Origin of the sequence: Aquabacterium sp., assembly GCF_050725395.1 — a bacterium.
In the GTDB taxonomy this organism is placed as follows: domain Bacteria; phylum Pseudomonadota; class Gammaproteobacteria; order Burkholderiales; family Burkholderiaceae_C; genus Aquabacterium.
On sequence record NZ_JBOHHL010000025.1, the window covers coordinates 1 to 23985 of the forward strand.

The 23985-nt window shown below is 63.5% G+C and carries 26 protein-coding genes and 1 pseudogene; 10 read left to right on the forward strand and 17 right to left on the reverse strand.

The features are described from left to right. Together mfd and serB are read left to right on the forward strand one after the other, a co-directional pair. Positions 1–3084: transcription-repair coupling factor (mfd, locus tag ACREB4_RS14850; protein WP_431589007.1), on the forward strand; the 3084-nt coding region annotated here is incomplete at its 5' end. Between the two features lie 72 nt (positions 3085–3156). After that, on the forward strand, positions 3157–3858 hold the full coding sequence (serB, locus tag ACREB4_RS14855) for a phosphoserine phosphatase SerB (protein WP_431589008.1): 702 nt from the start codon (positions 3157–3159) through the stop codon (positions 3856–3858). 13 nt (positions 3859–3871) lie between these two features. On the opposite strand, the gene ACREB4_RS14860 is transcribed toward serB, so the two are convergent. From ACREB4_RS14860 to ACREB4_RS14880, 5 genes are all read right to left on the reverse strand, one after another. Beyond that, a complete protein-coding gene (locus ACREB4_RS14860; protein WP_431589009.1) occupies positions 3872–5272 on the reverse strand; it encodes an aminotransferase class I/II-fold pyridoxal phosphate-dependent enzyme in 1401 nt (466 codons plus the stop codon). Positions 5273–5358: 86 nt separating this feature from the next. Beyond that, positions 5359–5856 carry a ribonuclease E activity regulator RraA gene (gene rraA, locus ACREB4_RS14865; RefSeq protein WP_431589010.1) on the reverse strand — a complete coding sequence of 166 codons (498 nt, stop codon included), beginning with the start codon at positions 5854–5856 and terminating at the stop codon, positions 5359–5361. Between the two features lie 76 nt (positions 5857–5932). Continuing rightward, a complete protein-coding gene (locus ACREB4_RS14870; RefSeq protein ID WP_431589011.1) occupies positions 5933–7024 on the reverse strand; it encodes a DUF748 domain-containing protein in 1092 nt (363 codons plus the stop codon). Between the two features lie 4 nt (positions 7025–7028). After that, positions 7029–8018, reverse strand: a complete 990-nt coding sequence (locus ACREB4_RS14875; protein WP_431589070.1) for an NAD(P)H-quinone oxidoreductase — start codon at positions 8016–8018, stop codon at positions 7029–7031. Between the two features lie 24 nt (positions 8019–8042). Continuing rightward, complete coding sequence (locus ACREB4_RS14880) at positions 8043–8168, reverse strand: hypothetical protein (RefSeq protein WP_431589012.1); 126 nt, start codon at positions 8166–8168, stop codon at positions 8043–8045. 192 nt (positions 8169–8360) lie between these two features. Between ACREB4_RS14880 and ACREB4_RS14885 the strand changes: the two genes are divergently transcribed. The 5 genes from ACREB4_RS14885 to ACREB4_RS14905 all read left to right on the forward strand — a co-directional run bounded on the left by ACREB4_RS14885 (position 8361) and on the right by ACREB4_RS14905 (position 11675). Next, complete coding sequence (locus ACREB4_RS14885; RefSeq protein WP_431589013.1) at positions 8361–8702, forward strand: hypothetical protein; 342 nt, start codon at positions 8361–8363, stop codon at positions 8700–8702. 152 nt (positions 8703–8854) lie between these two features. Next, a complete protein-coding gene (locus ACREB4_RS14890) occupies positions 8855–9091 on the forward strand; it encodes a hypothetical protein (RefSeq protein WP_431589014.1) in 237 nt (78 codons plus the stop codon). Between the two features lie 58 nt (positions 9092–9149). Next, on the forward strand, positions 9150–9689 hold the full coding sequence (locus tag ACREB4_RS14895; protein ID WP_431589015.1) for a GbsR/MarR family transcriptional regulator: 540 nt from the start codon (positions 9150–9152) through the stop codon (positions 9687–9689). A gap of 63 nt (positions 9690–9752) precedes the next feature. Continuing rightward, a complete protein-coding gene (locus ACREB4_RS14900; RefSeq protein ID WP_431589016.1) occupies positions 9753–10241 on the forward strand; it encodes a thiol-disulfide oxidoreductase DCC family protein in 489 nt (162 codons plus the stop codon). Positions 10242–10277: 36 nt separating this feature from the next. Then, a complete protein-coding gene (locus ACREB4_RS14905; protein ID WP_431589017.1) occupies positions 10278–11675 on the forward strand; it encodes an SDR family oxidoreductase in 1398 nt (465 codons plus the stop codon). Here ACREB4_RS14905 and ACREB4_RS14910 read toward each other — a convergent pair. From ACREB4_RS14910 to ACREB4_RS14965, 12 genes and pseudogenes are all read right to left on the reverse strand, one after another. Further along, positions 11577–12350, reverse strand: a complete 774-nt coding sequence (locus tag ACREB4_RS14910) for an alpha/beta fold hydrolase (protein WP_431589018.1) — start codon at positions 12348–12350, stop codon at positions 11577–11579. The two genes, ACREB4_RS14905 and ACREB4_RS14910, sit on opposite strands and share 99 nt — an antisense overlap. Positions 12351–12464: 114 nt before the next feature. Next, positions 12465–12944 (reverse strand): MarR family winged helix-turn-helix transcriptional regulator, encoded by a 480-nt coding sequence (locus tag ACREB4_RS14915; RefSeq protein WP_431589019.1) that lies wholly within the window; start codon positions 12942–12944, stop codon positions 12465–12467. Between the two features lie 25 nt (positions 12945–12969). Continuing rightward, entirely contained in the window at positions 12970–13320 is a 351-nt protein-coding gene (locus ACREB4_RS14920) for an RNA recognition motif domain-containing protein (RefSeq protein ID WP_431589020.1), read from the reverse strand. Between the two features lie 67 nt (positions 13321–13387). Further along, on the reverse strand, positions 13388–13597 hold the full coding sequence (locus tag ACREB4_RS14925) for a hypothetical protein (RefSeq protein WP_431589071.1): 210 nt from the start codon (positions 13595–13597) through the stop codon (positions 13388–13390). 221 nt (positions 13598–13818) lie between these two features. Beyond that, entirely contained in the window at positions 13819–14979 is a 1161-nt protein-coding gene (locus ACREB4_RS14930) for an ATP-binding protein (RefSeq protein ID WP_431589021.1), read from the reverse strand. 179 nt (positions 14980–15158) lie between these two features. After that, positions 15159–15401, reverse strand: a pseudogene (locus ACREB4_RS14935) (response regulator); the annotation flags it as partial. A 57-nt stretch (positions 15402–15458) separates the two neighbouring features. Then, positions 15459–15746, reverse strand: coding sequence for a hypothetical protein (locus tag ACREB4_RS14940; protein WP_431589022.1), 288 nt, complete (start codon positions 15744–15746; stop codon positions 15459–15461). A 55-nt stretch (positions 15747–15801) separates the two neighbouring features. Beyond that, positions 15802–16974, reverse strand: a complete 1173-nt coding sequence (locus ACREB4_RS14945) for a hypothetical protein (RefSeq protein WP_431589023.1) — start codon at positions 16972–16974, stop codon at positions 15802–15804. A gap of 37 nt (positions 16975–17011) precedes the next feature. Further along, the gene (locus ACREB4_RS14950; protein ID WP_431589024.1) at positions 17012–17797 is read right to left on the reverse strand and encodes a ferritin-like domain-containing protein; all 786 of its coding nucleotides are present in this window, start codon (positions 17795–17797) and stop codon (positions 17012–17014) included. 59 nt (positions 17798–17856) lie between these two features. Continuing rightward, complete coding sequence (locus ACREB4_RS14955; protein ID WP_431589025.1) at positions 17857–19059, reverse strand: zinc-dependent alcohol dehydrogenase; 1203 nt, start codon at positions 19057–19059, stop codon at positions 17857–17859. 104 nt (positions 19060–19163) lie between these two features. Then, a complete protein-coding gene (locus tag ACREB4_RS14960; RefSeq protein ID WP_431589026.1) occupies positions 19164–19571 on the reverse strand; it encodes a hypothetical protein in 408 nt (135 codons plus the stop codon). 104 nt (positions 19572–19675) lie between these two features. After that, positions 19676–20659, reverse strand: coding sequence for a patatin-like phospholipase family protein (locus tag ACREB4_RS14965; protein WP_431589027.1), 984 nt, complete (start codon positions 20657–20659; stop codon positions 19676–19678). A gap of 214 nt (positions 20660–20873) precedes the next feature. Between ACREB4_RS14965 and ACREB4_RS14970 the strand changes: the two genes are divergently transcribed. Genes ACREB4_RS14970 through ACREB4_RS14980 form a run of 3 tightly spaced genes read left to right on the forward strand, consistent with a single transcriptional unit; the run spans position 20874 to position 23984 of the window. Next, positions 20874–22580: a methanol/ethanol family PQQ-dependent dehydrogenase gene (locus tag ACREB4_RS14970; protein ID WP_431589028.1), complete on the forward strand. Its 1707-nt coding sequence runs from the start codon at positions 20874–20876 to the stop codon at positions 22578–22580. Next, positions 22561–23409 carry a quinoprotein dehydrogenase-associated putative ABC transporter substrate-binding protein gene (locus ACREB4_RS14975; protein ID WP_431589029.1) on the forward strand — a complete coding sequence of 283 codons (849 nt, stop codon included), beginning with the start codon at positions 22561–22563 and terminating at the stop codon, positions 23407–23409. Before ACREB4_RS14970 ends, ACREB4_RS14975 begins: the two co-directional genes overlap by 20 nt. Continuing rightward, entirely contained in the window at positions 23406–23984 is a 579-nt protein-coding gene (locus ACREB4_RS14980) for a c-type cytochrome (protein ID WP_431589030.1), read from the forward strand. The genes ACREB4_RS14975 and ACREB4_RS14980 overlap by 4 nt, the downstream gene beginning before the upstream one ends. Position 23985: the final 1 nt, after the last annotated feature.

The window sequence follows — 23985 nt, forward strand, 5'->3', positions numbered from 1 at the left end:
TTCCACTTCAAGCAGAAGCAGAAGCTCAACGAAGCGGCCTTGAAGTCGCAGTTGACGCTGGCCGGCTACACGCATGTCAGCCAGGTGGTCTCGCCCGGCGAATACGCCGTGCGCGGCGGTCTGATCGATCTGTACCCCATGGGCTCGCACGTGCCCTACCGGGTCGATCTGTTCGGCGACGAGATCGATTCCATCCGCACCTTCGACCCGGACACCCAACGCAGCCTCTTCCCCGTGCCCGAGGTGCGCCTGCTGCCCGGCCGCGAGTTCCCGATGGACGAGGACGCGCGCTCGGATTTCCGCAAGCGCTGGCGCGAGAAGATCGAAGGCGACCCGACCAAGGCTCGCCTGTACAAAGACATCGGCAATGGCGTGGCCACGGGCGGCATCGAGTACTACCTGCCCCTGTTCTTCGACCAGACCGCCAGCATCTTCGAGCACCTGGGCGAGAAGGCCGTGCTGGTGCTCCATGGCGATCTGGACGAGACGCTGCGCAAGTTCTGGACGGAGACCCGCGAGCGCCACCGCTTCCTGCAGCACGATCCGGAGCGCCCCATCCTGCCGCCCGAGGACCTTTACCTCAAGGTGGAAGACTTCTTCGCCTTGAGCAACGCGCACGCGCAACTCTCGATCCGCGGCAACGAACCCGTCGATTGGGCCCGTCCGCTGCCGGACCTGTCGACCGAGCGCAACGCGCAAGAGCCATTGCGCAGGCTGCAAGCCCACCTGAAAAACGCCACCCAACGTGTGCTCGTGATCGCCGAAAGCAATGGCCGCCGCGAGAGCCTGCTGGAGTTGCTGCGCGACCACCAGATCGACCTGCCCAGCGTGGATTCGCTGGCGGCGTTCGCCAACAGCGATCACCGCATGGCCATGGCCGTGGCGCCCTTCGCGGGCGGTTTCATCTGGCAGGACGTGAGCGGTGAAGGTTCACAGAAAAGCGCCGGCTTGCAGTTCATCACCGAGACCGAGCTCTTCGACGCCGCGCCCACCACGCGCCGCCGCCGCAAGCAGGAGCAGACCACCGACGTCGACTCGCTGATCAAGGACCTGTCCGAGCTGAACGTGGGCGATCCGGTGGTGCACGCCAACCACGGCATCGGCCGCTACCAAGGCTTGATCAACCTGGACCTGGGCACCGGTCCGTCCGAGTTCCTGCACCTGACCTATGCCGATGCCGCCACGCTGTACGTGCCGGTGTCGCAACTGCAGCTGATCAGCCGCTACACCGGCGTGAGCGCCGACGAAGCGCCGCTGCACCGCCTGGGCTCCGGCCAGTGGGAAAAGGCCAAACGCAAGGCCGCCGAGCAGGTGCGCGACACCGCCGCCGAACTGCTGAACCTGTATGCCCGACGCGCCGCCCGAGAAGGCTTCGCCTTCCGCTTCAGCGCGCAAGACTACGAGGCCTTCGCCGCCAGCTTCGGTTTCGAAGAGACCGCCGACCAGCGCGCCGCCATCCACGCCGTCATCCAGGACATGATCAGTCCCCGCCCCATGGACCGCCTGGTCTGTGGCGACGTGGGCTTCGGCAAGACCGAAGTCGCCCTGCGCGCGGCTTTCGTGGCCGTGACGGGCGGCAAGCAGGTGGCGATCCTCGCGCCCACCACGCTGCTGGCCGAACAGCACTACCAGAACATCGCCGACCGTTTTTCGCAATGGCCGGTGCGCGTGGCCGAGATGTCGCGCTTCCGCTCCCCCAAGGAGATCAAGGCCGCGATGCAGGGCCTGGAAGACGGCACCATCGACATCGTCATCGGCACGCACAAGCTGCTGAGCGAATCGGTGAAGTTCAAGCGCCTGGGCCTGCTGGTGATCGACGAGGAACACCGTTTCGGCGTGCGCCACAAAGAGGCCATCAAGGCGATGCGTGCCGACATCGACGTGCTCACCCTCACCGCCACGCCCATCCCGCGCACCTTGGGCATGGCCATGGAAGGCCTGCGCGACCTGAGCGTGATCGCCACCGCGCCGCAACGCCGCCTGGCCATCAAGACCTTCGTGCGCAGCGAATCAAGCGGCGTGATCCGCGAGGCCGTGCTGCGTGAATTGAAGCGCGGCGGCCAGGTCTACTTCCTGCACAACGAGGTCGACACCATCGAGAACCGGCGCGACAAGCTGACCGAGTTGATTCCCGAAGCCCGCATCGCCATCGCCCACGGCCAGATGCCCGAGCGGGAGCTGGAACACGTGATGCGCGACTTCGTGGCCCAGCGCCACAACGTGCTGCTGTGCTCGACCATCATCGAGACCGGCATCGACGTGCCCACGGCCAACACCATCATCATGGCGCGCGCCGACAAGTTCGGCCTGGCGCAGTTGCACCAGTTGCGCGGCCGCGTGGGGCGCTCGCACCACCAGGCCTACGCCTACCTGCTGGTGCCCGATGTGGAAGGCTTGACCAAGCAGGCCCAGCAGCGCCTGGACGCCATCCAGAGCATGGAAGAACTGGGCAGTGGCTTTTACCTGGCGATGCACGACCTGGAGATCCGCGGCGCTGGCGAGGTGCTGGGGGACAACCAGAGCGGCAACATGATGGAAGTGGGCTTCCAGCTCTACAACGAGATGCTGGGCGAGGCGGTGCGTTCATTGAAGGCCGGCAAGGAGCCCGACCTGTTGTCACCGCTGGGCCTCTTCGGTGGCGGCACCGACATCAACCTGCACGCCCCCGCCCTGCTGCCCGACAGCTACTGCGGTGATGTGCACGTGCGCCTGAGCCTGTACAAGCGCGTGGCCACGGCCGATTCCATCGACAAGATCGAGGCCATGATGGAAGAAATCATCGACCGCTTCGGCAAGTTGCCACCCCAGGCGCAAACCCTGTTCGACACGCACCGCCTGCGCGTGCAGGCCAAGCCCTATGGCGTGCAGAAGGTCGACGCCACCCCCGGCCTGATCAACATCACCTTCCGGGCCAACGCCCCCGTGGAGCCGATGCGCATCATTGAACTGGTGCAAAAGAACAAGCAGATCAAGCTGGCGGGCAACGACAAATTACGCGTCGAAAAGTCACTGTCCGACCCCAAGGACCGGGCGCAATACGTGCGCGATTTGTTGAAATCACTGGGGCAGCCGATCAAGCAGTGAGCAACCCACGCCAATGGCCTCACGGATAATCCGACAGCCACGCCCCGCCAGCCCCAAACGCCAAAGACCTTCATGAGCAGCCCCACCGAACACGCCCCCGGCCTCGTCATCCAGCGCTTCACGCCACCTTTGAAGTTCAGCCACTTCAAGGTCATCGCTTTCGACATGGACTCGACGCTCATCAACATCGAGTGCATCGACGAGATCGCCGATGCCGTGGGCAAGAAAGCCGAAGTGGCGGCCATCACCGAAGCCGCCATGCGCGGCGAGATCACCGATTTCAAGGACAGCCTGACCCGCCGCGTGGCCTTGCTCAAGGGCGTTCCGGCCGAAGCCTTGCAAGCCGTCTACGACCAGCGCCTGAAGGTCAACCCCGGCGCGCCCGAACTGATCAACGCCGCCAAGGCCGCCGGCTTGCAAACACTGCTGGTGTCGGGTGGCTTCACCTTCTTCGCCGACCGCGTCAAGGCGCGGCTGGGCATGCACGAAGCCCATTCCAACCTGCTGGAGATCGAAGGCGGCCTCCTGACCGGCCGCGTGCTGGGCGACATCGTCGACGGTGAAGCCAAGAAGCAGCACCTGCTGGCCTTGTGCACCCGCCTGCAATGCGACCCCTCGCTGGCGATTGCCGTGGGCGATGGTGCCAACGACCTGCCCATGATGGGCGCCTCGGGCTTGAGCGTGGCCTACCATGCCAAGCCCAAGGTGCGCGAGCAGGCCATGGTCGCCATCAACACCGGCGGCCTGGACCGCGTGCTGGAAGTGCTGCGCTAAAACCGCAGCCCCGTCAGCCTTCGCTCGACGCCAACGGCAAGGCCGCTGGGGACGGCACCGCCGGCAGGCCGCCATCGTTTTCCGAATGCAGTTTGACCAGCGTGGCATCGGCATCCCGGATGGCCAGCGTCAACACCGTCACGAAAGTGTCGATGTCCTTCTGGCTGTGGTCGGCCATGACCTGCAGCCGTAAACGCGCGGCGTCACGCGGCACGGCGGGGTACTCCACGGCATTGGCGATGGCACCACCCGCCAGCAAAAACCTGGACACCATGCGGCACTGCGATGTGCCGCCCATCAGCACGGGCACCACGGCGCTGGGCACCCCCATCACCGTGCACCCCAAGGCGCTCAGCTTGGCCCGCAAGTCCACGGTGTTGGCATGCAAGCGACGCCGGCGCTGGGCACCTTCTTCTGAACGGATGATCTCCAGCGCCTTCAGCACCACCTGCGCCTGCACGGGCGACAAGGCATTCGAGAACGTGTGCGGCCCGCAGCCAAAACGGATGGCCAGCTTCAGGCCCGGCTCGTTGCTGGCCACGAAGCCGCCATTCGAAGCGAAGGTCTTGGAGAAGGTCCCCATCACGACGTCGATCTTGCCGAGCATGCCTTGCGCTTGGATGGCGCCCAGCCCCTCGGGACCCATGCTGCCCAGATCGTGCGCCACGTCCACCAGCAAGGTGGCCTGGTACCGGTGCGCCAGTTCCTGGTGCGCCTTCAGGTCGGGGATGTCGGAATCCATGGAGAACAGGGACTCGGTGACCACGAGGATGCCGGCCGATGGTTGATTCTCGCGAATGGCCACCAATTGCCGCTCCAGCGAGGCCACCGAGAGGTGGTCGAAGGTGTGCACATGGCGGGTGGCTGCCCGGGCGCCATCCTGCAAACAGGCATGGGCCAGGCGATCGATCACCACGTGGTCACGGTCGCGCACCAGGGCCCTGATCGCGCCATAGCCTGCCGCCCATCCGGTGGGGAACAGTGAGCAATCTTTCAGGTGCAGCCAATCGGCCAGTTCGCATTCCAGCTGCACCGAGGACTCGCTGTTGCCCATCAAGGCCGCGCTGCCGCCCACGTGCACGCCCAACTGCTCGATGGCCTGCACGGCGGCTTGCCGGATCAAGGGATGGCTGGACAGCGAGAGGTAATCCTGGCTGCCAAAGTTGACGCCCTCGGCCAAAGGCCGGCCGCGACGGTCCTTGGCCTGCGCCCAAGGCAAGACCGCACCCACGATCTGTTTGGAATAAGTGTCCAGGCCATACTCATCGAGGATGTCCCAGCCCATGGGCAGGATGCTCAGCCGCCCCAACAGGGACTCGGCCATGGTGGTGCTCGGACGGCTTGCCACCGTCTTGTCCATGAAGCTGACGTAGTCGGCCAGTGTTCCCTGCAATGCCAGATTTAGTTTGTCCATCCCCCGAATCTATTAGCATTCGCGGAAATTTTCCGTAATGCGGCATACCCCATATAAGGGGTATCACATCCGGATAACGAGTCTCGTTAAGCCTTGGCGGCAGGCATCACCACGATGCCATCTTCGTCGGCATAGACCCAATCCCCAGGGCGCACCCAGACTCCTTGGATCTGCACGGGCACATCGGTCTGCCCTTCCTTGCGCTTTTCGGTGGGCCAGGGCATCAATGCCAGGGCGCGGATGCCGACATCGCACTCCGCCAACTCGGCCGAATCGCGCACGCAGCCATCGACGATCACACCAGCCCAGCCATTCTTGGCCGCGGCCTTGCCCAGGTTGCCCCCCACCAGTGCTCGGCGCAGCGAGGCACCGCCATCCACCACCAGCACGCGGCCGTGGCCGGGTGAATCGACCGCCGCTTTGACCAGGGTGTTGTCCTCAAAGCATTTCACCGTGCTGACCGGGCCACTGAACTTCAGGCGCTTGCCGTAGTCCTTGAACACGGGTGGCAAAACGCGGAAGGCGCCATCGGTGTCGTTCTTATGGTCGTCGCAAAGGTCGCAGGTCGCAAAGTCAGTGGTCATGGCTTCTCCTTGTCAAAAAACAAACGTTCAGGTCGATCAAACCCGATTGTCTGCGCAAGAAGACGCGCCTCGGCCCTCAATGGCCAAACAAGCCCTTGATCACGCTGCCCACACCCTCGACCATCCCACCCAAAGTGACCCCCAGCGACTCGGCCAAGCCCGCCGCCGCCCGCACGGCCAGTTGTTCATTGAGCGAGAAGTGCGGATCGTCCAGGCGGCCATCGAGCGAAAACTTCAGCTCGATGCGGCCCTTTTCGGACATGGATGCGATGACCGCTCGGCGCGGCACGCCCGCGAAGGTGCCGAGCAAACCGCCGCCATCGTTCAACTCCAGCCCTGTCAAGGTGATGACGCCCGGCGCGCGCAGGTGGTTCTTCACCACCGAGGCATCGAAAACGAGGTCGAGCGTACCGGCACGGACGCCGCCTTCGTTCAGCTTCACCAGGTAGGGCTGCAATGAAATCAGGTCAACCCCCGCCAGTTGCCCCTTGAGCTGGGCATCGTGCGTGGCTGGCGTGAATTCGCCAGCCACCTTGATCCGCCCGTCGCGGTGCGGACCCTTGACCATGCCTTGCAGATCGATGTGCATGGGCCGGTCCAAGGCGGGAATGGCGACGTCCTCCAACTCGATGGCCAGCTCATCGATGCGAACGAGGTGCGCGGGCTTGCGCACGCTGGCGTCGTAGAAGGCCAGTTGCGAGCCCGTCATCGACACATGACCGATCTGGATGTGGGGGGCAGACTTGTCGGACGTCGGCGATTCCCGACTGGCGGGTGATCCGGGCTCAGCGGTGTGCTCGAACAAGGCCGGCAGCACGCGCAACTTGCCATCCGACGAGCGCAGCACCGACAAGTAGGCGCCCTCGACGTTCACGCTGCGCACTCGCCAAGCGTTGCCGAAGAGACTCGCCATTTCGGGCACCACGGTGACGCGCCTGGCCCGCAGTTCGTCTGGTGCGGGCCACCCCGAACGGCTGGCCCTGACCTGAAGATCGCGCAACTCCACGCTGGCCCAGCCGACGTTCAAGGCCCCCACCGAAGCACCGGGCCCCAGCGCCTTCTCGATGTTGGCATGCAAGCGCCGAACCGTCACCTGGAACGCCAGGGCCCCCAAGATCGCCACCGCTGTCAGCGCCGCGCCGGCCCGCCACCAGAATCGATGCTTCATGCGGTCAGGCGGCACTCACTTGCAGCACGATCTTGCCGATGTGATCGCTGCCCTCCATCAGGCGATGGGCATCGGCCACCTTGGCCAGAGGAAAGACCGCGTGGATCACCGGCGCGCAGCGACCAGCGTCCAGCACAGGCCAGACCTTGGCCCGCAGTTCGGCAGCGATGGCGGCTTTTTCTTCGGTGCTTCGCGGCCTCATGGCCGAACCCGTGACCAGCAAACGCTTGGCCATGATCTGCGCCAGGTTCACATCCTTGACCACCGTGCCGCCCATGAAGGCCAGCAACAGCAAGCGGCCATCCGTGGCGAGCGAGGCCAGGTTGCGGGCGAAATACGCGGCGCCCATGATGTCGAGGATCACATCCACCCCACACCCTTGGGTGTGTTCGGCGATCGCCTGCTGAAAATCCTGCTCACGGTGGTTGATGACCAGTTCCGCGCCCAGTTGCTGGCAGGCCTCGCGTTTGGCCTCGCTGCCAACGGTCACGAAGGGATGCGCACCAAACTCGCGGGCCAGTTGGGTCGCGGTGGTGCCGATGCCGCTGCCACCGCCGTGAAGCAGCACGGACTCGCCCGCCTTCAGGCGCCCCATCTGGAACAGGTTGGCCCAGACCGTGAAGAAGGTTTCAGGCAGGGCCGCGGCGCGGATCGCGTCATAGCCCTTGGGCCACGGCAAGGCCTGCGTGGCAGGCACCACGGCGTGCGTGGCGTAACCACCACCATTGACCAGGGCGCAGACCTTGTCGCCCACCTTGAAGCCGGTGCCCTCGCTGCCAACGGCCAACACCTCACCCGCCACCTCCAGGCCGAGGAAGGAACTGGCTCCCGGCGGCACAGGGTAGTGGCCATTGCGTTGCAGGATGTCGGGCCGGTTGACGCCTGCGGCTTCCACATGGATCAGCAATTCACCCGCAGCAGGCTCGGGCACGAGGGCGGTGGCCAAATGCAGCACCTCCGGCCCACCGGGGGCGGAAAAGGCAATGTGGTTCATCTGGCTGGGCAATGGCATGTTAGGTCACCAACGAAGGTCTGGATTTTTTTTCAGTAAAAATTGCGCGGTCAGCACCAGCCAACCCAGCGAACGTTTGAGGAGCATGACAGGAAGCGTCGGCTTGGCAAAGCGGGTCTCGATCGTATCCATGGCACCACCTTTCAGGCAAACTGGGCTGAGTTGTCCTGCAAGGCAATGCACGTGCCAGCCTTGCCCTCTTAAGACCTTGGCATTCACTCACGGTCGCCGTTGGCCAAGCAGTCTTCAAGGCGGCCCCCAGCGCGAGGTTCGTGGTTTGCCACTCCAGGCTCATCACCACCGCGAGAAAGCCAGGAGCGCGACATGAAGCTTCACAAAATGGGCAACAAGGCAGCCAATGCCCCCACGGGGATGCTGTCCTACCTGGCCCACATCGGCCGGACCATGTTCCACCACCAGGACGACGATGCCGCCCAGCAAGCCGCACGCTACTGGGCAGTCATGTACGTCGATGCCGATGGCGTCCTGCAGAACACCACCGTCAGCGTGGTGGCGGCGCACCCCGGCTTGCGCAGCGTCACCGTGCGCCGTGAAGCCGACGACCAAGAGATCATCTTGCGGATCAGCAAGATCGTCGAAGCCATCGACATCCGCACGGGGCGCCGCATCGATGTGGGCCACTGGCTGGCCCACGTGCCGCGCTGAATGTCCGATGTCCATGGTGTCAGTTCTTTCCGACACTTGAATTGACGGCGCTCCGACAACGCGCGACAAAGCTGGGGTCTACATTGAAATCGTGTTGGACCCATCTTTGACAGCGCCGGACGCCAGTCCCCTCACGCTGTGGAAAGGAAGCCATGAAAGTACCGTGTTCCCCTTCGGCCGCGCCCCTCGCGCATTTGACGGCTGTGCATCTCCTGGGCCGAATCCTGGAGCGCCTCGACCACCACGGTGGAACCGCAGGCCGCACCCGCTACCAGTTGGCCATGCAGCACCTCACCCAGGCCATGGACCGGGTCGAGCAAACCTTCGTGGTGCGCCAGGTGCTCGAAGCCAACCCCGCGCCTGTCAGCCGTGCATTGATGCCGGAATAGAAATACATCTCAAATTTCTGCATTGACAGAAATAATAGAAGCATTCCACAATGCTTCCATGAACCTGTCACCCACCCTCTCACGGTTTGTATTGCACTGGGGCGAAATGGGCACCCGCTGGGGCGTGAACCGCACCGTCTCGCAAATCCACGCCCTGCTCTACATCCACGGTCGGCCCATGCACGCCGAAGAGATCGTCGACACCCTGGGCGTGGCCCGCTCGAATGTCAGCAACAGCCTGCGCGAACTGCAAAGCTGGAAGCTCGCCCGTCTGGTCCACCTGCCCGGTGACCGGCGCGACCACTTTGAAACCTCGACCGACATCTGGGAAATGTTCCGCACCATCGTGCGAGAACGCGAACAGCGGGAACTGGCCCCCACCATGACCGTGCTGCGCGAACTGCTGGCCGACCCAGCCTTGAGCAAGGAGCCCGCTGAGGTGCGCTTGCGCCTCAAGGCCACCCTCGAATTCCTCGAAATCCTCACAGCCTGGAGCGACGAGATGCTGCGCCTGGACGTGGCCACCCTGACCAAAGTCCTCAAACTGGGGGCCCGCATCAAGAAATTGCTGGGCCGCGAAGCCGACCCCAAAACTTGACCATTTTTTTGATCGCAAATTTCTCTCATAACAGAAATTAGAGAATTTTTCAGAAGGAAAATCATGACCACCGCGCACCCCACCTACCCGCTCACCCTGCTTTACGACGCCTCCTGCCCCGTGTGCCGGCTTGAAATGGACGAACTTCGCCACCGCAACGCCCAAGGTCGACTGCTCTTTGTGAACATCAGCGCGCCTGACTTCGACCTGGCGCAGCATTGGCCCCCGGCAGCCCACGGCAACGTCAGCGGCCTCCCCACCTTGCAGGACATGAACGCCGCACTCCACGGCATCGGCCCCGACGGGCAGGTTTACACCGGGGTCGAGACCATTCGGCTGGCCTACGCCGCCGTGGGGCTGGGCTGGTTGTGGGCCCCCACCCGCTGGTCCCTGCTGCGCCCACTGGCCGACGCGGCCTACCGTTGGTTCGCCAGCCACCGTTACGAAATCTCGGCCCACCTGTTACCGCTGGTCGGCCGGATCGAGCAAAAGCGCGCACAAGCCCGCATGGCGCGCATGCAACGGTGCCACGAAGGGCATTGCGAGATGTAGTCGGTCCATTTGAACGTTGGAAGGGAGAACACCATCATGAGAAGAAGAAACATCCTGATCCTCGGCGCTTCCGGCTGCATCGGCAGCGCCATCGCCTCGACCTTGCGGGCCCGTGGCCACCTGGTCACCGAGGGCCGCAGAACCACCGTCTCCGGCACGACGCCACAGCTGCACCTTGACTTCGCCGACGACGTGGCGCCCCAAGACTGGGCGCATCGGCTGAACGCCGCTGGTGGCTTCGATGTGGTGATCAACGCGGTCGGCATCCTGATGCCAGATGAGCACAACCGCTTTGAACGCATCCACGCCCAGGGGCCTGCCGCGCTGTTCCAAGGCGCGGCCTTGGCCGGCGTGCAGCGCGTGATTCAAATTTCGGCCCTGGGCGTGGGGCCGGAAGCCCATCACCTGCAAACACCTTATGCGCTGACCAAGCTGCAGGCCGACGAGGCCTTGCTTGATCTGGCGCACCAGGGTCTGTTGGATGGCATCGTGGTGCGCCCCTCGCTGGTGTATGGCCCCGGCAGCCAAAGCGCTGCCCTGTTCCAACAGCTGGCCCGATTGCCCGTGGTTGGATTGCCGGGCCTGGGCCGCCAACGCGTACAGCCCATCCATGTGCTGGAGCTGGCCGAGGCCGTGGCCCGCATGGCCGAACACCATTCACCCATCGGGTCTTCACGCGGCTCGGTGCAGGAACTGGCCGGCCCCGCGGTTTTGAGCTACCGCGAAATGTTGCAGCAGTACCGGCGCGCGCAAGGGCTGGGTGAGCCGGTGTGGCTGCCCGTGCCCATGCCCTTCATGCGTTTGGGCGCGCAGCTGGCTCGGCACCTCGACCAGCAGGCCTTCAGCCCCGACACCCTGACCATGCTGGAGCATGGCAACACCAGTGCGGACAACGCCGCGCCTTTCTGGCTGGGCCGTGACCCCACCAGCATGGCGCAGGCGTTGGTCTTGCCGCCATGGGTGGCGCTGCCCGGCTGGATGCGCCTGGGTCTGCAGGCCACTTTGGCCTTCATGTGGGTCTACACCGCCATGATCACCGCGCTCTGGCCTCGTGAATCCCACGTGCTCGACCTGCTCGCGCGTTGCGGTTTCAGCGGCGAATGGGGATGGCGCATGATGGTGCTGTCCTGCACGCTGAACACCGCCATGGGCCTGGCCCTGCTGCGCCGCCATCCCGGTGCCTGGACTTACGCTTTGCAAGCCGCGGCCATCGTGGGCTACACCGCCACTGCCGCGTGGAACATGCCGGAGTTGACCATCGACCATTGCGGTCCCCTGGTCAAGAACGTGCCCGTGCTGGCCACGGTCATGCTGCTGTGGCTCAGCGTGCCGCGGTCAGACCGTGCCGTCCAGGATCAGACGGATCACGCCCTGCGGATCGACCCACATGGGCACATGGCCCCACTTGGCCGGCTGAACCCATCTCGCGCCTGATGGCAGTTGATCGCGGCGCCGGGCACTGGGGGTCAGCAACCAGTCCCGCGTGCCGAAAGCCACCGTCAGTGGGCAGGCAATGGACTGGCCGCCTGTGAAAGCCCCCGCGTTGGCCAGCGTGTCATCAAAGCCGGGCGCCAAGGCAAAATCGATCGCCGAGCGCAACGCATCGCTGGGCGGCATGCGCCGACTGCCGAACGAGAGCGGTATCGACAGCAGCAACTCCCGCAGCACGCCCGACTTCATCGCCAGCTTCACACCACCCGGCGACAGCCTGGTGGCCACGCGCATGACACCAAAGAAGTGCTTGACCCAGGACGCCGGATGGTCCTTCCACAGTCCCGCCGGAGAAATGGCGACCACCGAGCGGGCCCGGCCCTGGCGGGCCACTTCCAAGGCCATCCAGCCGCCCAGCGAGTTGCCGACCACATCGACCGGTTCATGAAGGCCCATGGCATCGAAGGTGCTCAGCAAGGCCCGCACCAGGTTCGGCACGGTGGGTGGCACGCCCTCTGGCAACACGGGCGTCTTGCCAAAACCGGCTGTGTCGAAGGCCAAGACCCGGCGGTGCTTCGCCAATTCGTCGAGCACTGGCGACCAGGCAAAGCTGGACATGCCGATGCCATGCAGCAGGACCAATGGCCGTCCTTGCCCTTTTTCTTCACAGTGCCACATGGGGCGTCCTTCAAGTCACTCGGGAAAAACTCAGTTCGACGCGAAATAGTTCTTGATCATAACAATCAACCAGGTGGTGACCCACCACGCGTCCATCGTTCAACCCTCGGCTTCTCAGGGGCTGGCGAGCTTGTCGAGCAAGGTCAGCAACTGCTGGCGCTCTGCCATCGTCAGGCGGTGGGCGGCGTGCTGGTCTTGCTTGAGCACCGCCTGCTCGATCTGACGCAGGTCTTTCTTGCCCAGCGACGTCAGGGCCAGGCCGTAGGCACGCCGGTCACCAGGCACGTCCAGGCGGTCCACATAGCCCATCTGGGACAAGGTGTCGATCAGCGCCACCACGCCGGAACGCGCGATGCCCAGCACCTCGGCCAACTCCGTCAGCTTCAAGCCCTTGTTGCGGCTGATGATCACCAGGGCCGAGAAGCGTGGCGGGGTGATGTTCCAAGCTTCGAGCGCGGGCAGGAAGCCGTTGTAGACCGCGATCTGCGCGCGGCGCACGCCATAGCCCACCAATGAATCGAGCACGCCGTAGTCGATGCCCGGCACATGCGGATTGAAGCCGCTTTCGGGCGATGCGGGAGCCGGAAGTGTCATGGGGCCTTCCGAGTTTGAGGTCTGGTCAGTAGCGACCGCCGCCATAGCCACCCGTGCCATAGCCGATGTCCGAACGTTTGGCGGAGCTGTAACCCACCGCGCTGTAGCCGCCCGAGCCGCTGGCAGCTTCACGAGGACGGGCCAGGGTGACGACAATCGCGCGTCCATCAACGGACATGCCGTGCAGAGCGGTGATGGCGGCCTGGGCCACTTCAGCAGAAGCCATTTCCACAAACCCGAAGCCCTTGGAGTTGCCGGTTTCCCGGTCCATCATGACCTTGGCAGAGGAAACGCTTCCAAACTCGGAAAAGTTGTCTTTCAGGCTGGAATCGGTCACGGAGTAGGGCAAGTTGCCCACGTAAATTTTGCTGCTCATGGAAGAGCCTTTCTGAATCATGGTGCATCGTCAGGATGCGGGGTGTGCGAATCGAGGTAGCTGATCGTCAGCCTGCGGGAGAATGGGGCATGCACGTCTCCAGCCAGCCCTGGGTGACTGCAAAGAGCCGGGCAGCTTCGCGCGAGGCAAAGGTTTTGTCAAAACGGAACACACGGGAGTAGCTACCGTTGCCCTGAGAGCGATGGACCGAGAAGGAGGCGCGGAAGCGGCCGCAGTCGGTCTGGTGTGTCGAGGGCGAAACGACGTACTTGCCCATGGAAATGGCGATGTTTGAAATCTTGTTCAATCAGGAGGCGCAGGCTTGAATGAAGCTGCGTGAGCATCGAGTGGCTCGGTTGGCTGCAGCTCGGCAGACCAAAAGGGCGACAAAGGTCGCAAAACGCGGTCAGCATGGCGGGCGACTCGTCCAAAAAGGCAAGGCACCGCAACTGCGCGAAGGCGATTTATATCACCAAAATAATACAAAGGTCAATCAGTTCATGGCTGACCAGGCCGATCTGTTCTCTGTCGACAGACCCGTGGCAACCTGACTTCAAAGCAGGTGGCCGATGCATCAGAGGTCACCGCCACACTGCCGCCGTGGGCGGTCGCGATTTGTTTTACGACGTACAAGCCAAGCCCTAGGTTGGCCCCGGCCGGATGCGGAGGCCCGCTGCCATCATCGACATCGGCGCGCACAAGTGGCTCAAAAATATTGGCGATTAAATCGCGAGAAATGGGCCTGCCTTCGTTGCTCACTTTGAGCACCAGCTGGTCAGGGCTTGAGCCGTCCAGGGAGACGAGGACAGGTCTTCCGGGCAAGCCATATTTCAGCGCATTGAAAACAAGGTTGGACAAGGCCTGGTGCAAGCGCCGCGAGTCCCATTCGCCGTGCATCTCGCCGTCCACCTGCAGTTCAAGCACGGCAGCATTGCCCAGTGAAGTGATTTCGTCCAAGGTGTCCCGAACAAACTTATCCAGATGGAGCGGGGCGGGGTCAATGATGAGTTCTGCACCCAGGCGATGCCTGGTGTACTCCACCAGATCATCCAACAGGGCTTTCATCTGAGCGACGCTGCGCACAATCATCGCCACGGGCCGCTCACCGCTTGGCTGTGTGCGCAATAACGTCGCCGCACAATTGCCAATGGTGCTGAGTGGCCCACGCAGATCGTGCCCCAGGATGCCGAGAAAGAGATCCCGCGTTTTAGTCACTTCGGACACAAATGCCGTCAAGGACTCAGACACGGCCTGATCGACTGCCTCGTTGAACCGAATCATGTCTTCCAAGTCTTGTCCTTGTCCGCGGTTGGACGATGCATTCCACAATCGAAGGACCGTCGCGCGCAAAGCTCGGTACTCAGCAACCATTTGTTCGACGTCAAAGCCTTGGCGCTCTCTTTGCCGTGCATGGCTGCGCGACGGCAAATTCGGCGCTTTGGATGCATGGCTGCTGTTGCCTTCAGATTTTGCTTGGCGCTCTCGCTCCCCTTGAGGCCGGAGCATGTTCTCGGCGATCTCTTGAAGGATCAACCGCCCATGGTCCAACAAATCAACCTCATCCATGCCCTCGGCAGCAGGAAGTTGATGTCGCGCAAAAGCGACCCAGTCCACCAGAATAAGGTCCAAATTTTCAGTGATGAATGCTGACAGTCGCATCTGTAGTCCGATGGCAAACGAGTGCCTGTTGCGGTAGAGGGCTCCTCATGAATCCTTCGTTGATCCACCAGGCCTTGCAGGTTAGCTCCCTGGCAACCGCCCAGCAAGCCCTCAGAGAGCCAACTTGCGAAGAAATTCCTGGAGCTCCACGGGCTTCGTGAAATGGTGATTGAAGCCTGCCAACGAGAGGCAATGCGCCGCGCGACCTCGTAGCCGTCCATGGCTGGCATACCGATGTCGAGAACGAGCACCTGGGGAAGGCGTTGATCGCAGGCCTTGAGGGCGGCCGGTCCGTCGTAAGCCGTGCGAACGGCGTGGCCGCGGGCGCGGAGGGCTTCGGAGAGGGAATCAGCTGCATCGACGTTGTCGTCAACCACCAGCACCTCTCGCTTTTGGATGGAATGTGCAACCGTCGGGGCCATTTCAGCGACGAAGATGGCCCCCAGGCAGTGAACTCGACTTCTATGATTGGGGCCAACTCATTTGGCCTGACCAGTATCTGGCCTGCCCGACATGATTGAAGCTTTGGCGGAGGAGCCGTAGCCTTCAGACACATTGCTTTGCGCGGTATCGACATCCTCTTCGTTGGCGCCGCGCTTTGCCTTCTGATCGCCCGAAGCCTCGCCTTTCAATGGCGCCTGTTTCGTGACATGCTCGTCTTCCTTCGAATCGGTCAGGTTGCCCGATTGAATGCCATCTTCATGATTGGGAAAACCGTAGTTGCTGCCCGGTAGCTTCTGTGGGCTTGAGTCGGTGGGTTGGTTCATTCATCGCTCCTTCGAGGTTGTTGGGCAGTCGGCTCCCAGCCGACCGCGTCTATGTTCACGCCACCAGCTCAGGTTCCCGCGCCAGCTCAGTGCCCGGTGTCCAACGGTAGGTGGCTGACACGGTTTCGGACGGTGAACCATCAGCGTTCATCTGGGCCCTGTAAGCCAGCGAGCTTTCACCTTCCCCTTGCTCGTCAACGAACTGCGTGCCGTCCTTGCGCAGCGAGGTTTCCTGGGCGATGACCTCGCGCAGGTATTCGCGGTGGCTTTCGAAGGCGATGCCTGGCGGCAGCTTGCCGTCACTCAACACCTCTGCGGGATCGCGCCGTTCATGGGCCTTGAAAAGCTCGATGACGGTGCTCAGGTGGCCCAGTTCGTAGTCGAGGAAGCGTTCCCAGATGGCCCGGATGCGGGGATGATCTTCCTGCTCAAGGCAGGCAGCGTAGTTCCACACTTCACAGGCTTCTTGCAGCAGCAGCTTTTCCAGCAGGCTTTCATTAGGGTTGATCATGCTGCCGTAGTGGGTGATGTGCTGCGACTCGACCGAGGCGATCTCGGCGTAGAGCTGGCGCGCCATCGGGTCTGAGAACAGCGGCCCGATGTTCATGTAGTAGTCGTGGGTCTGGTATTCGCCGCCGGTCAAGGTGATGGCGTGCAGCTTGGTGGCCAGCGAGGCATCGAGTGGATAGGGTTCCAACAGGTCATGCTCTGGCGCCCGATGGTGGACCATGGTGGGGCGCGCGGGCACGATGTCGGTGTAGCCCTGCGTGATGTTGTTGGCGTCCTTGCCTTCGAGCCGGTCCAGCAAGGCGCTGTAACGGTACAGGTGGTCGAAGTCTTCCAGCAAGGCGTATCGGTAGCCTTGTGCCAGGTAGGGATCGGTTTCCAGCTTGGCGACCGAGGCGGTCACCTCGATGGCGGTCTGCTCATAGCCGATCGTGGTCTCGATGGGCGAATGGTCGGCGCCGATGAGCCAGTTGACCAGGGTGGCTTGGTGCTGCTCGGCGCGCATCAATTGGGCGATGGGCCGGCGCAGCGGTCCGTTCATGCGCAGGATCACCTGCTTGATGCGAAGGGAATCAAGTTCGACGCCGTTCATGAGGATGGTGCGCACACGGGTGAACGCATCGTCGTCCAGCTTGCTGATGGGCTTTTGCACCAGGTCCTTCCAGGTGAAGCTCTGGCGTTCGAGCGGCGTGCCGCGGTCGGTGAGGAGGTTGATGGCCATGGTGTGGTTTTCCTTTGCTTGATCTGTGTCCGTTCATTCAGATGGCTTCCGGCTCGACCGGTGAGCTCAGCAGTTCGGTGAGCCAGCCCTTGATGACCTGCAGGTGCCGTTGCTCTTCGGCCAACGCGGCCTCGAACTGGCTGACCAACTGGTCTTCACCGGCGTCGTTGACCAGGTTGATCAGCAACTCCCAACCGGCGTTGTCGGTCAGCTCGGCCGTCAACATCGCGTTCAGGCACTGGGCCAGCGTGGTGCGCGGGTCATTGAGGACCTGCATGATGCCCATCGAGGCCACGGCGGTCACATCGGCCGACGGGGTCTGTGAGGTGGGATCCCCGCCCAGGTTGGCGACGGCCAGTGTCAGCATCTTGAAGTGGGCCAGTTCCTCGGCCCGGATGCCTTTGAGGGTGTCGAGGGGCGTTTCGGCCGGCGCGCCGGCGGCTTGCACCGCAGGAGGCGCGGGCGGCAATGGGTCGGAGTCTGACTCGAGGATGGCCTCGTACTTGGCGATCAAGGCGTCGTACAGGCGCGTGCCAGAACGTTCGAAAGCGATGCGCTCGCCGAGCTTGTCGAGCAGCACAGTGGGCTCGCCGCCCTTGAGCGCGGCCAGGCCGGTCTTGACATAGCCTTTGGCGGTGTTGGGCGCCGGGACCGATCCCACTGCCTCCGCCTCGCCGATGAAGGCGATCTTCTGCAAGCGCAGATCAGAGGTATCGATGAAGGGTGCGGGGCTCAGCTCATCGGCGGCTTGGTTCATGGCTTGAAGAGCGGCGGGCGACATGGCCGCGCCTGTTCGGTTGTGTCCCAAAGTGGTGGCTTGCATGGGTGGATCTCCAGGGTGAAAGTGGGTATGAAATTTCGGCAATCAGCGTGCCTTGGGCATCAGGCCGCCGCGCTACCGACCGAGGCGCTCAGCCCTGGCTTGATGACCACCTTGATGCAGCCCTCATGCTTGTCGCGGAAGGTCTTGTACATCCCCGGGCCTTCTTCCAGGCCAACGGTGTGCGTGATCACGAAGGAGGGATCGATCTGCCCTTCCTGGATCCGCGTCAGCAAGTCGTCCGTCCACCGGTTCACGTGCGTCTGGCCCGTGCGGATGGTCAAGCCTTTGTTCATCAAGGCACCGAAGGGAACCTTGTCGATCAAACCACCATAGACCCCAGGAATGGACAGGATGCCCGCAGGCCGGCACACATACATCATTTCGCGGAGGACATGAGGCCGGTCGGTTTCCAGCATCACGGCTTGCTTGGCGCGGTCGTACAGCGAGTCGATGGAGCGGGTGGCATGGCTTTCAAGGCCAACCGCGTCGATGCATTTGTCGGGCCCCTTGCCGTGGGTCAATTCGTTCAGGCGTTCGACCACGCTTTCGTCATCGAAGTTGATGGTGACCGCGCCGCCTTCGGCCGCCATGAGCAAGCGCTCGGGCACGTTGTCGATCACGATCACCTGCTTCGCGCCCAGGATGACCGCGCTCCTGATGGCGAACTGCCCGACCGGACCAGCGCCCCAGATGGCCACCACGTCCGTGGGCTGGATGTCGCACTGCATGGCGGCTTGCCAGCCCGTGGGGAAGATGTCGCCCAGGAAGAGTACCTGCTCGTCAGTCAGACCATTGGGGATCTTGACGGGTGCCACATCGGCGTAGGGCACGCGAACATATTCGGCTTGACCTCCCGGGTAGCCTCCGGTGAGGTGCGTGTACCCGAACAGGCCGGCCGTCGTGTGGCCAAATGCTTTGTCGGCCAGGTCCTTGCGGCGATTGGTCCGCTCACACACCGAGAAGTTGCCGCGCTGGCATTGTTCGCATTCGCCGCAGATGATCGTGAACGGCACGACGACGCGGTCTCCAACCTTCAACTTCTTGTTGTCGGCACCGACCTCGACGACCTCCCCCATGAACTCGTGGCCCATGATGTCGCCATGTTCCATGCCGGGCATGAAGCCATCGAACAGGTGGAGGTCCGATCCGCAGATGGCGCAACTGCTCACTTTGATGATCGCATCGCGGGGATGCTCGATGGAAGGGTCAGGAACGGTGTCGCAGCGGATGTCGTGCTTGCCGTGCCAGCAGAGTGCTTTCATGGTGAGTCCTTGGTAATTTTTTCGGCAATTGCCTGGCCATGCCGGCAAAGTTGCAGCCCGGGGAAAAGGGAATTCCCCCAGGGAATTCCCGCCCTACTTCTTTTTCAGCGATTGCCACTTGAGCCGGTACCCGTACCGGTTCCAGAGCCGCTGCCGGATCCCGTGCCTGTGCCTGTGCCCAAGCCAGTGCCACCTGTCGTGCCGGTACCGCTACCAGTGCCACTGGAGTCCGAGTTGCTGCCACTGCTGCCCGAGTGACCGTGGTCCGCCCGCTTGCCAGTGCGCTTCTGATGTGCCTTGCCGGGTGAGCTGCTGGTGGTGCTGGAAGGGGTTGCGCCGTCGTTGTCGCTGTTGCCGGTGCCCCGTCCCGTGCCGGCGGTGGCAGAGCCACCCGAGGTGGTGCTGCCACCGTTGCCAGAGCCGGTGGCGGTGCTTTGTGCCTGGGCAGTCATGGCCACGACTGCCGTCAACAGCGATGCAAGGGTGAGTCGGAGGTAGGAAGACTTTTGCATGGATGCTCCTGTGATGATGTGCTTGGTCAAGTGGCCACCAGGAATGCTTGCCGTGGCCCGTGTCGAGGATCGACAGTGAGCAGTGGCAACCGCCATGCCTCAGGTCAAGCGTGCCAGGCTTGCAAAGCCTGTTGTGCACCTTGTGCGATGAGCTCGTCCACCCGCTCGGTCGAGTAGTCAAACTGCCCTGAAACCGCGTCGTGAGGCAGTGGGCTTCGCCGTATGTCGATCACGCGAGAGAAGCGATGGCCCGCCCGCGCTGGAGCGTCCAGCTTGCCGTGCAGCAACAGGTCCAGGGCGCGGTAAGCGATCTCCAGCCCCGTGCTGGGCAGCCGAGTGAGCTCTTCACTCATGTGGTCCACGGTGATCAGCCAGGTCTCCTGCCCATCGGCAGGATCCTTTGGCAAGCGCCCCAAGGCGGACAGCCGATCCAGCAACAAAGGCAAGGCCGATTGCCGGGTCATGTCGCCATCCCAATGCAAACGCCCGTTGATGGTGACCGGGTCGAACAACAAGGGGATGGCCGAACTGGCCGCCAGATGTTCTGCGCCAATGGGCGCGCTTCCGCTGTCGAAGAGGCTTAACTGCCCGCTCATGACGTCCACGGCGGCAACACCGAGGATTGGTTCGCCTGGCTTGGATTCGGGCAAGGTGCCCAGTTCTTCCTCCAGCAGGCGCCACATGGCGCTGCGGTCCATGAGGGGCCGGTGCAGTCGGTTCAGACCAGCGATTGGATTCCAATGGTTGTATTGAGGCTGGTAGAAATTCTTGCTGCCCAGCAGCAAGCCGGTGAGCAAGCCATTCCAGCTTTGCAGATCGCGACCATGACCAAGCCAACCAGCGAAGGGCACCGAGCAGGTGGCCAAGCGCTGTCGCCACAGGTTCTCCAATGCCTTTGCGCTGGCCTCGAAGTCACGACCCTGTCTCGCCAGAACAGCCGCATTGATGGCGCCTATCGATGCGCCCCCCACGCCCACCAAAGTGGCATCAGACGATTGCAGCAAGGGCGCCAGTGCTTTCCAGACACCGCAGCTGAAGGCGCCCAAGGCGCCCCCGCCTCCAAGCATGACAACGACTTTGGGAGACATGTGCGGACCTTTCTTTCGAGGAGATGGCAAACCGCCACTGCGGCAACACCCATGCCCGTCTCCTCGCTTGCCATGGGCACATTTTTTGCCGCCGCTCGGCATCGTTTGAAGCCATCCACGGGAGAGCAACGAGCTCATGACTGCTGCAGCGCTGAGTGCCCACGCACACCGATCTTGGTACCTCGTCCTGAGCATTTGGCTGAGCTGGCCCAACATGGCCTTCACTCAGGCAGCCGATGCCGGATGGCCCATGGCCGCCAAGGACTACGCCAGCACCCGCTTCAGCCCGCTGGCCGAGATCACGCCGGCCAATGCCGGCAAGCTCCGACCGGCTTTCACGTTCTCGACGGGTGTGGACCGCGGGCATGAAGGCGCGCCACTCGTGATCGGAAAGACGATGTACCTGCAGGCGCCTTACCCCAACCACCTCTACGCACTCGACCTGAGCAAGCCAGGGGCGCCGCTGAAGTGGCGATTCGATCCCAAGCCCGATGCCGGCTCCCAAGGCATGGCCTGCTGCGATGTGGTGAACCGTGGCGTGGCTTACGCCGACGGCAAGATTTTCATGAACACGCTGGACACGCAAACCATCGCCGTCGACGCCAACACAGGCAAGGAAGTCTGGCGCACACGGCTGGGTGACATCGGCAAAGGCGAGACGGTGACCATGGCCCCGCTCGTGGTCAAAGGCAAGGTGCTGGTGGGCAACAGCGGTTCGGAGATGGGCGTGCGTGGCTGGTTGACAGCCCTGGACGCCGCCACCGGCAAGATCGCATGGCGCGCCTACAGCACCGGCCCGGACAAAGATGTGCTCATCGGCCCGCGCTTCAAGCCGTTCTACGAGCAGGACCGTGGCAAGGACCTGGGCGTGTCGACCTGGCCCCCGGACGCCTGGAAGATCGGCGGCGGCACGGCCTGGGGCTGGATCTCCTATGACCCCGAGCTGGACCTCATCTATTACGGCACCGCCAATCCGGGCCCCTGGAACGCCGAACAGCGGCCGGGCGACAACAAGTGGACCGCGGGTATCTTCGCCCGCAAGCCGGACTCGGGCGAGGCCGTGTGGTTCTACCAATACGCGCCCCACGACCTGCACGACTACAACGGCACCAACGAGAACGTGCTGCTGGACCTGGTCATCAAGTCGGTGAAGCGCAAGGTGCTGGTCCATCCCGACCGCAATGGCTACGTCTACGTGCTGGACCGGGCGAGCGGTGAAGTGGTGTCCGCCACGCCTTTCGTGAAGGTCACCACGTCCACCGGCATCGACCTGAAGTCGGGCAAGCCCAAGCTCAACCCAGCCACGGAACCACGCCTGGGCGAAGTGGTGCGCGACATCTGTCCGGCCTCACCCGGCGGCAAGGACTGGCAACCGTCCGCCTGGTCGCCCCGCACGGGCCTGCTGTACATGCCACACCAGAACCTTTGCCAGGACATGATGGCCTTCCAGGCCAGCTACATCGCCGGCACGCCTTACCTGGGCGCCGAAGTGCGCATGTACCCAGGGCCAGGTGGGCACCGCGGCGTCTTCGGTGCCTGGGATCCGGTCAAGGCCCGCATGGTGTGGTCCATCAAGGAGCGCTTTCCGGTGTGGAGCGGTGCGCTGGCCACGGCGGGCGATGTCGTCTTCTACGGCACGATGGAAGGTTGGCTCAAGGCGGTCGACGCGCGCGATGGTCGACTGCTGTGGCAATACAAAACCGGTTCGGGCATCGTGGGCCAGCCCATCACTTACCGTGGGCCGGATGGCAAGCAATACGTGGCGGTGATGTCAGGCGTGGGCGGCTGGGCCGGCGCCGTGGTGTCCAAGGACCTGGACGTTCGCGATGGCACGGCGGCCAAGGGCTTCGCCAGCGCCATGAAAGACCTCCCGCAACACACGACCAAGGGAGGTGCGCTGTATGTGTTCTCGCTTCCTTGACGGGCCTTTTTCCCTGCAACGCTGGCGGGGCGTGATCGCATCGGCGTGGTTCGCATTCGGCTGGATGACGGCCCAGGCGCAGGCCACACCAACGCCGCTGCGGGTCTGCGCCGACCCCGACAACCCCCCGTTCTCGCAACGTGACGAATCGGGCTTCGAGAACGAGCTGGCCCGCTTGATGGCCGAGGACTTGAAGCGGCCCCTGCAGTACACCTGGTTGCGTGACCGCCGTGGTTTCCTCCGCAAGACCCTGCACGCTGGCCGCTGCGACCTGGTCATCGGGGTACCCGTCGATTTGAAATCGGTGTGGACCACCATGCCCTACTACCGCTCGGGCTTCTACTTCGTGGGACGCGCCACCGACGCGGCGCTGGACTCGTTCACAGACCCGCGGCTTGCGACCATGAAGGTCGGGGTGCAACTCATCGGCATCGACCCAGGCACCTCGCCGGTGGGCTACGCCCTCGCGCGCCATGGCGCCACACAGGGCATCGTCGGCTACACCTTGGCGGAGGATGACCGCCCGCCCGCCCAACGCATGGTGGAGGCCGTGGCGGCTGGCCGGCTGGACCGGGCCTTGGTCTGGGGGCCACAAGCTGGCCACTTCGCCCGACAGTCGCCGGTCCCCCTGCGGCTGAGCCTGGCCCGGGCGCCAGCGGACATGGCTGGGATTCCCTTCGCGTTCTTGGTGGGCATGGGGACGCGCCGAGACGACCACGCGCTCCACGCCACCGCGGAATCCTTCCTGACCCGGCGCCGGGCCGACATCGACCGCATCCTGGCCGCCCATGGCGTGCTGCGCACCGACGCGGCTGAGGCCCGGCCATGAGGGTGCAACGTGCATCCATCGTGGTGGCCTGCTGCCTGGCGATGATGGCGGCGTGCGAACGCGAGAAACGCGATTTCAGCCCGCCGCAAGGTCCGGCCAGCGCACCCAAGGTCAGGCAGGTGTCGGTGCAGGCGGGCCAGGCGCTGGGCACCGCCCCGCCCCATGCGCCTGCCTTGCCATCGACCCCTTACACCGTCGAAGGCAATGCCTATGCTGTGTCGCAAGGCAAGCGCCTGTTCCGATGGTTCAACTGCAGCGGTTGCCACGCGCCAGGCGGTGGCGGCGACTGGGGCCCGGCGCTGTCCGACGACGTTTGGCTCTATGGTGCAGCGCCCGCCAACATCTTCGCGTCCATCGTCGAAGGCCGGCCCAATGGCATGCCGTCCTTCGGTGGACACATTCCCGAAGACCAGGTCTGGCAACTGGTGGCTTACGTCCGCTCCCTGTCTGGCCAATTGCGCAAGGACGTGGCACCAGGGCGCGCCGATGCCCTGCAGGACTCCCCGCCAGAGTCGGCCAGAGACCGTGAAGCGCCCAAACCCGGACACCCCAATGACGGCACCCAAGGCCCTTGAG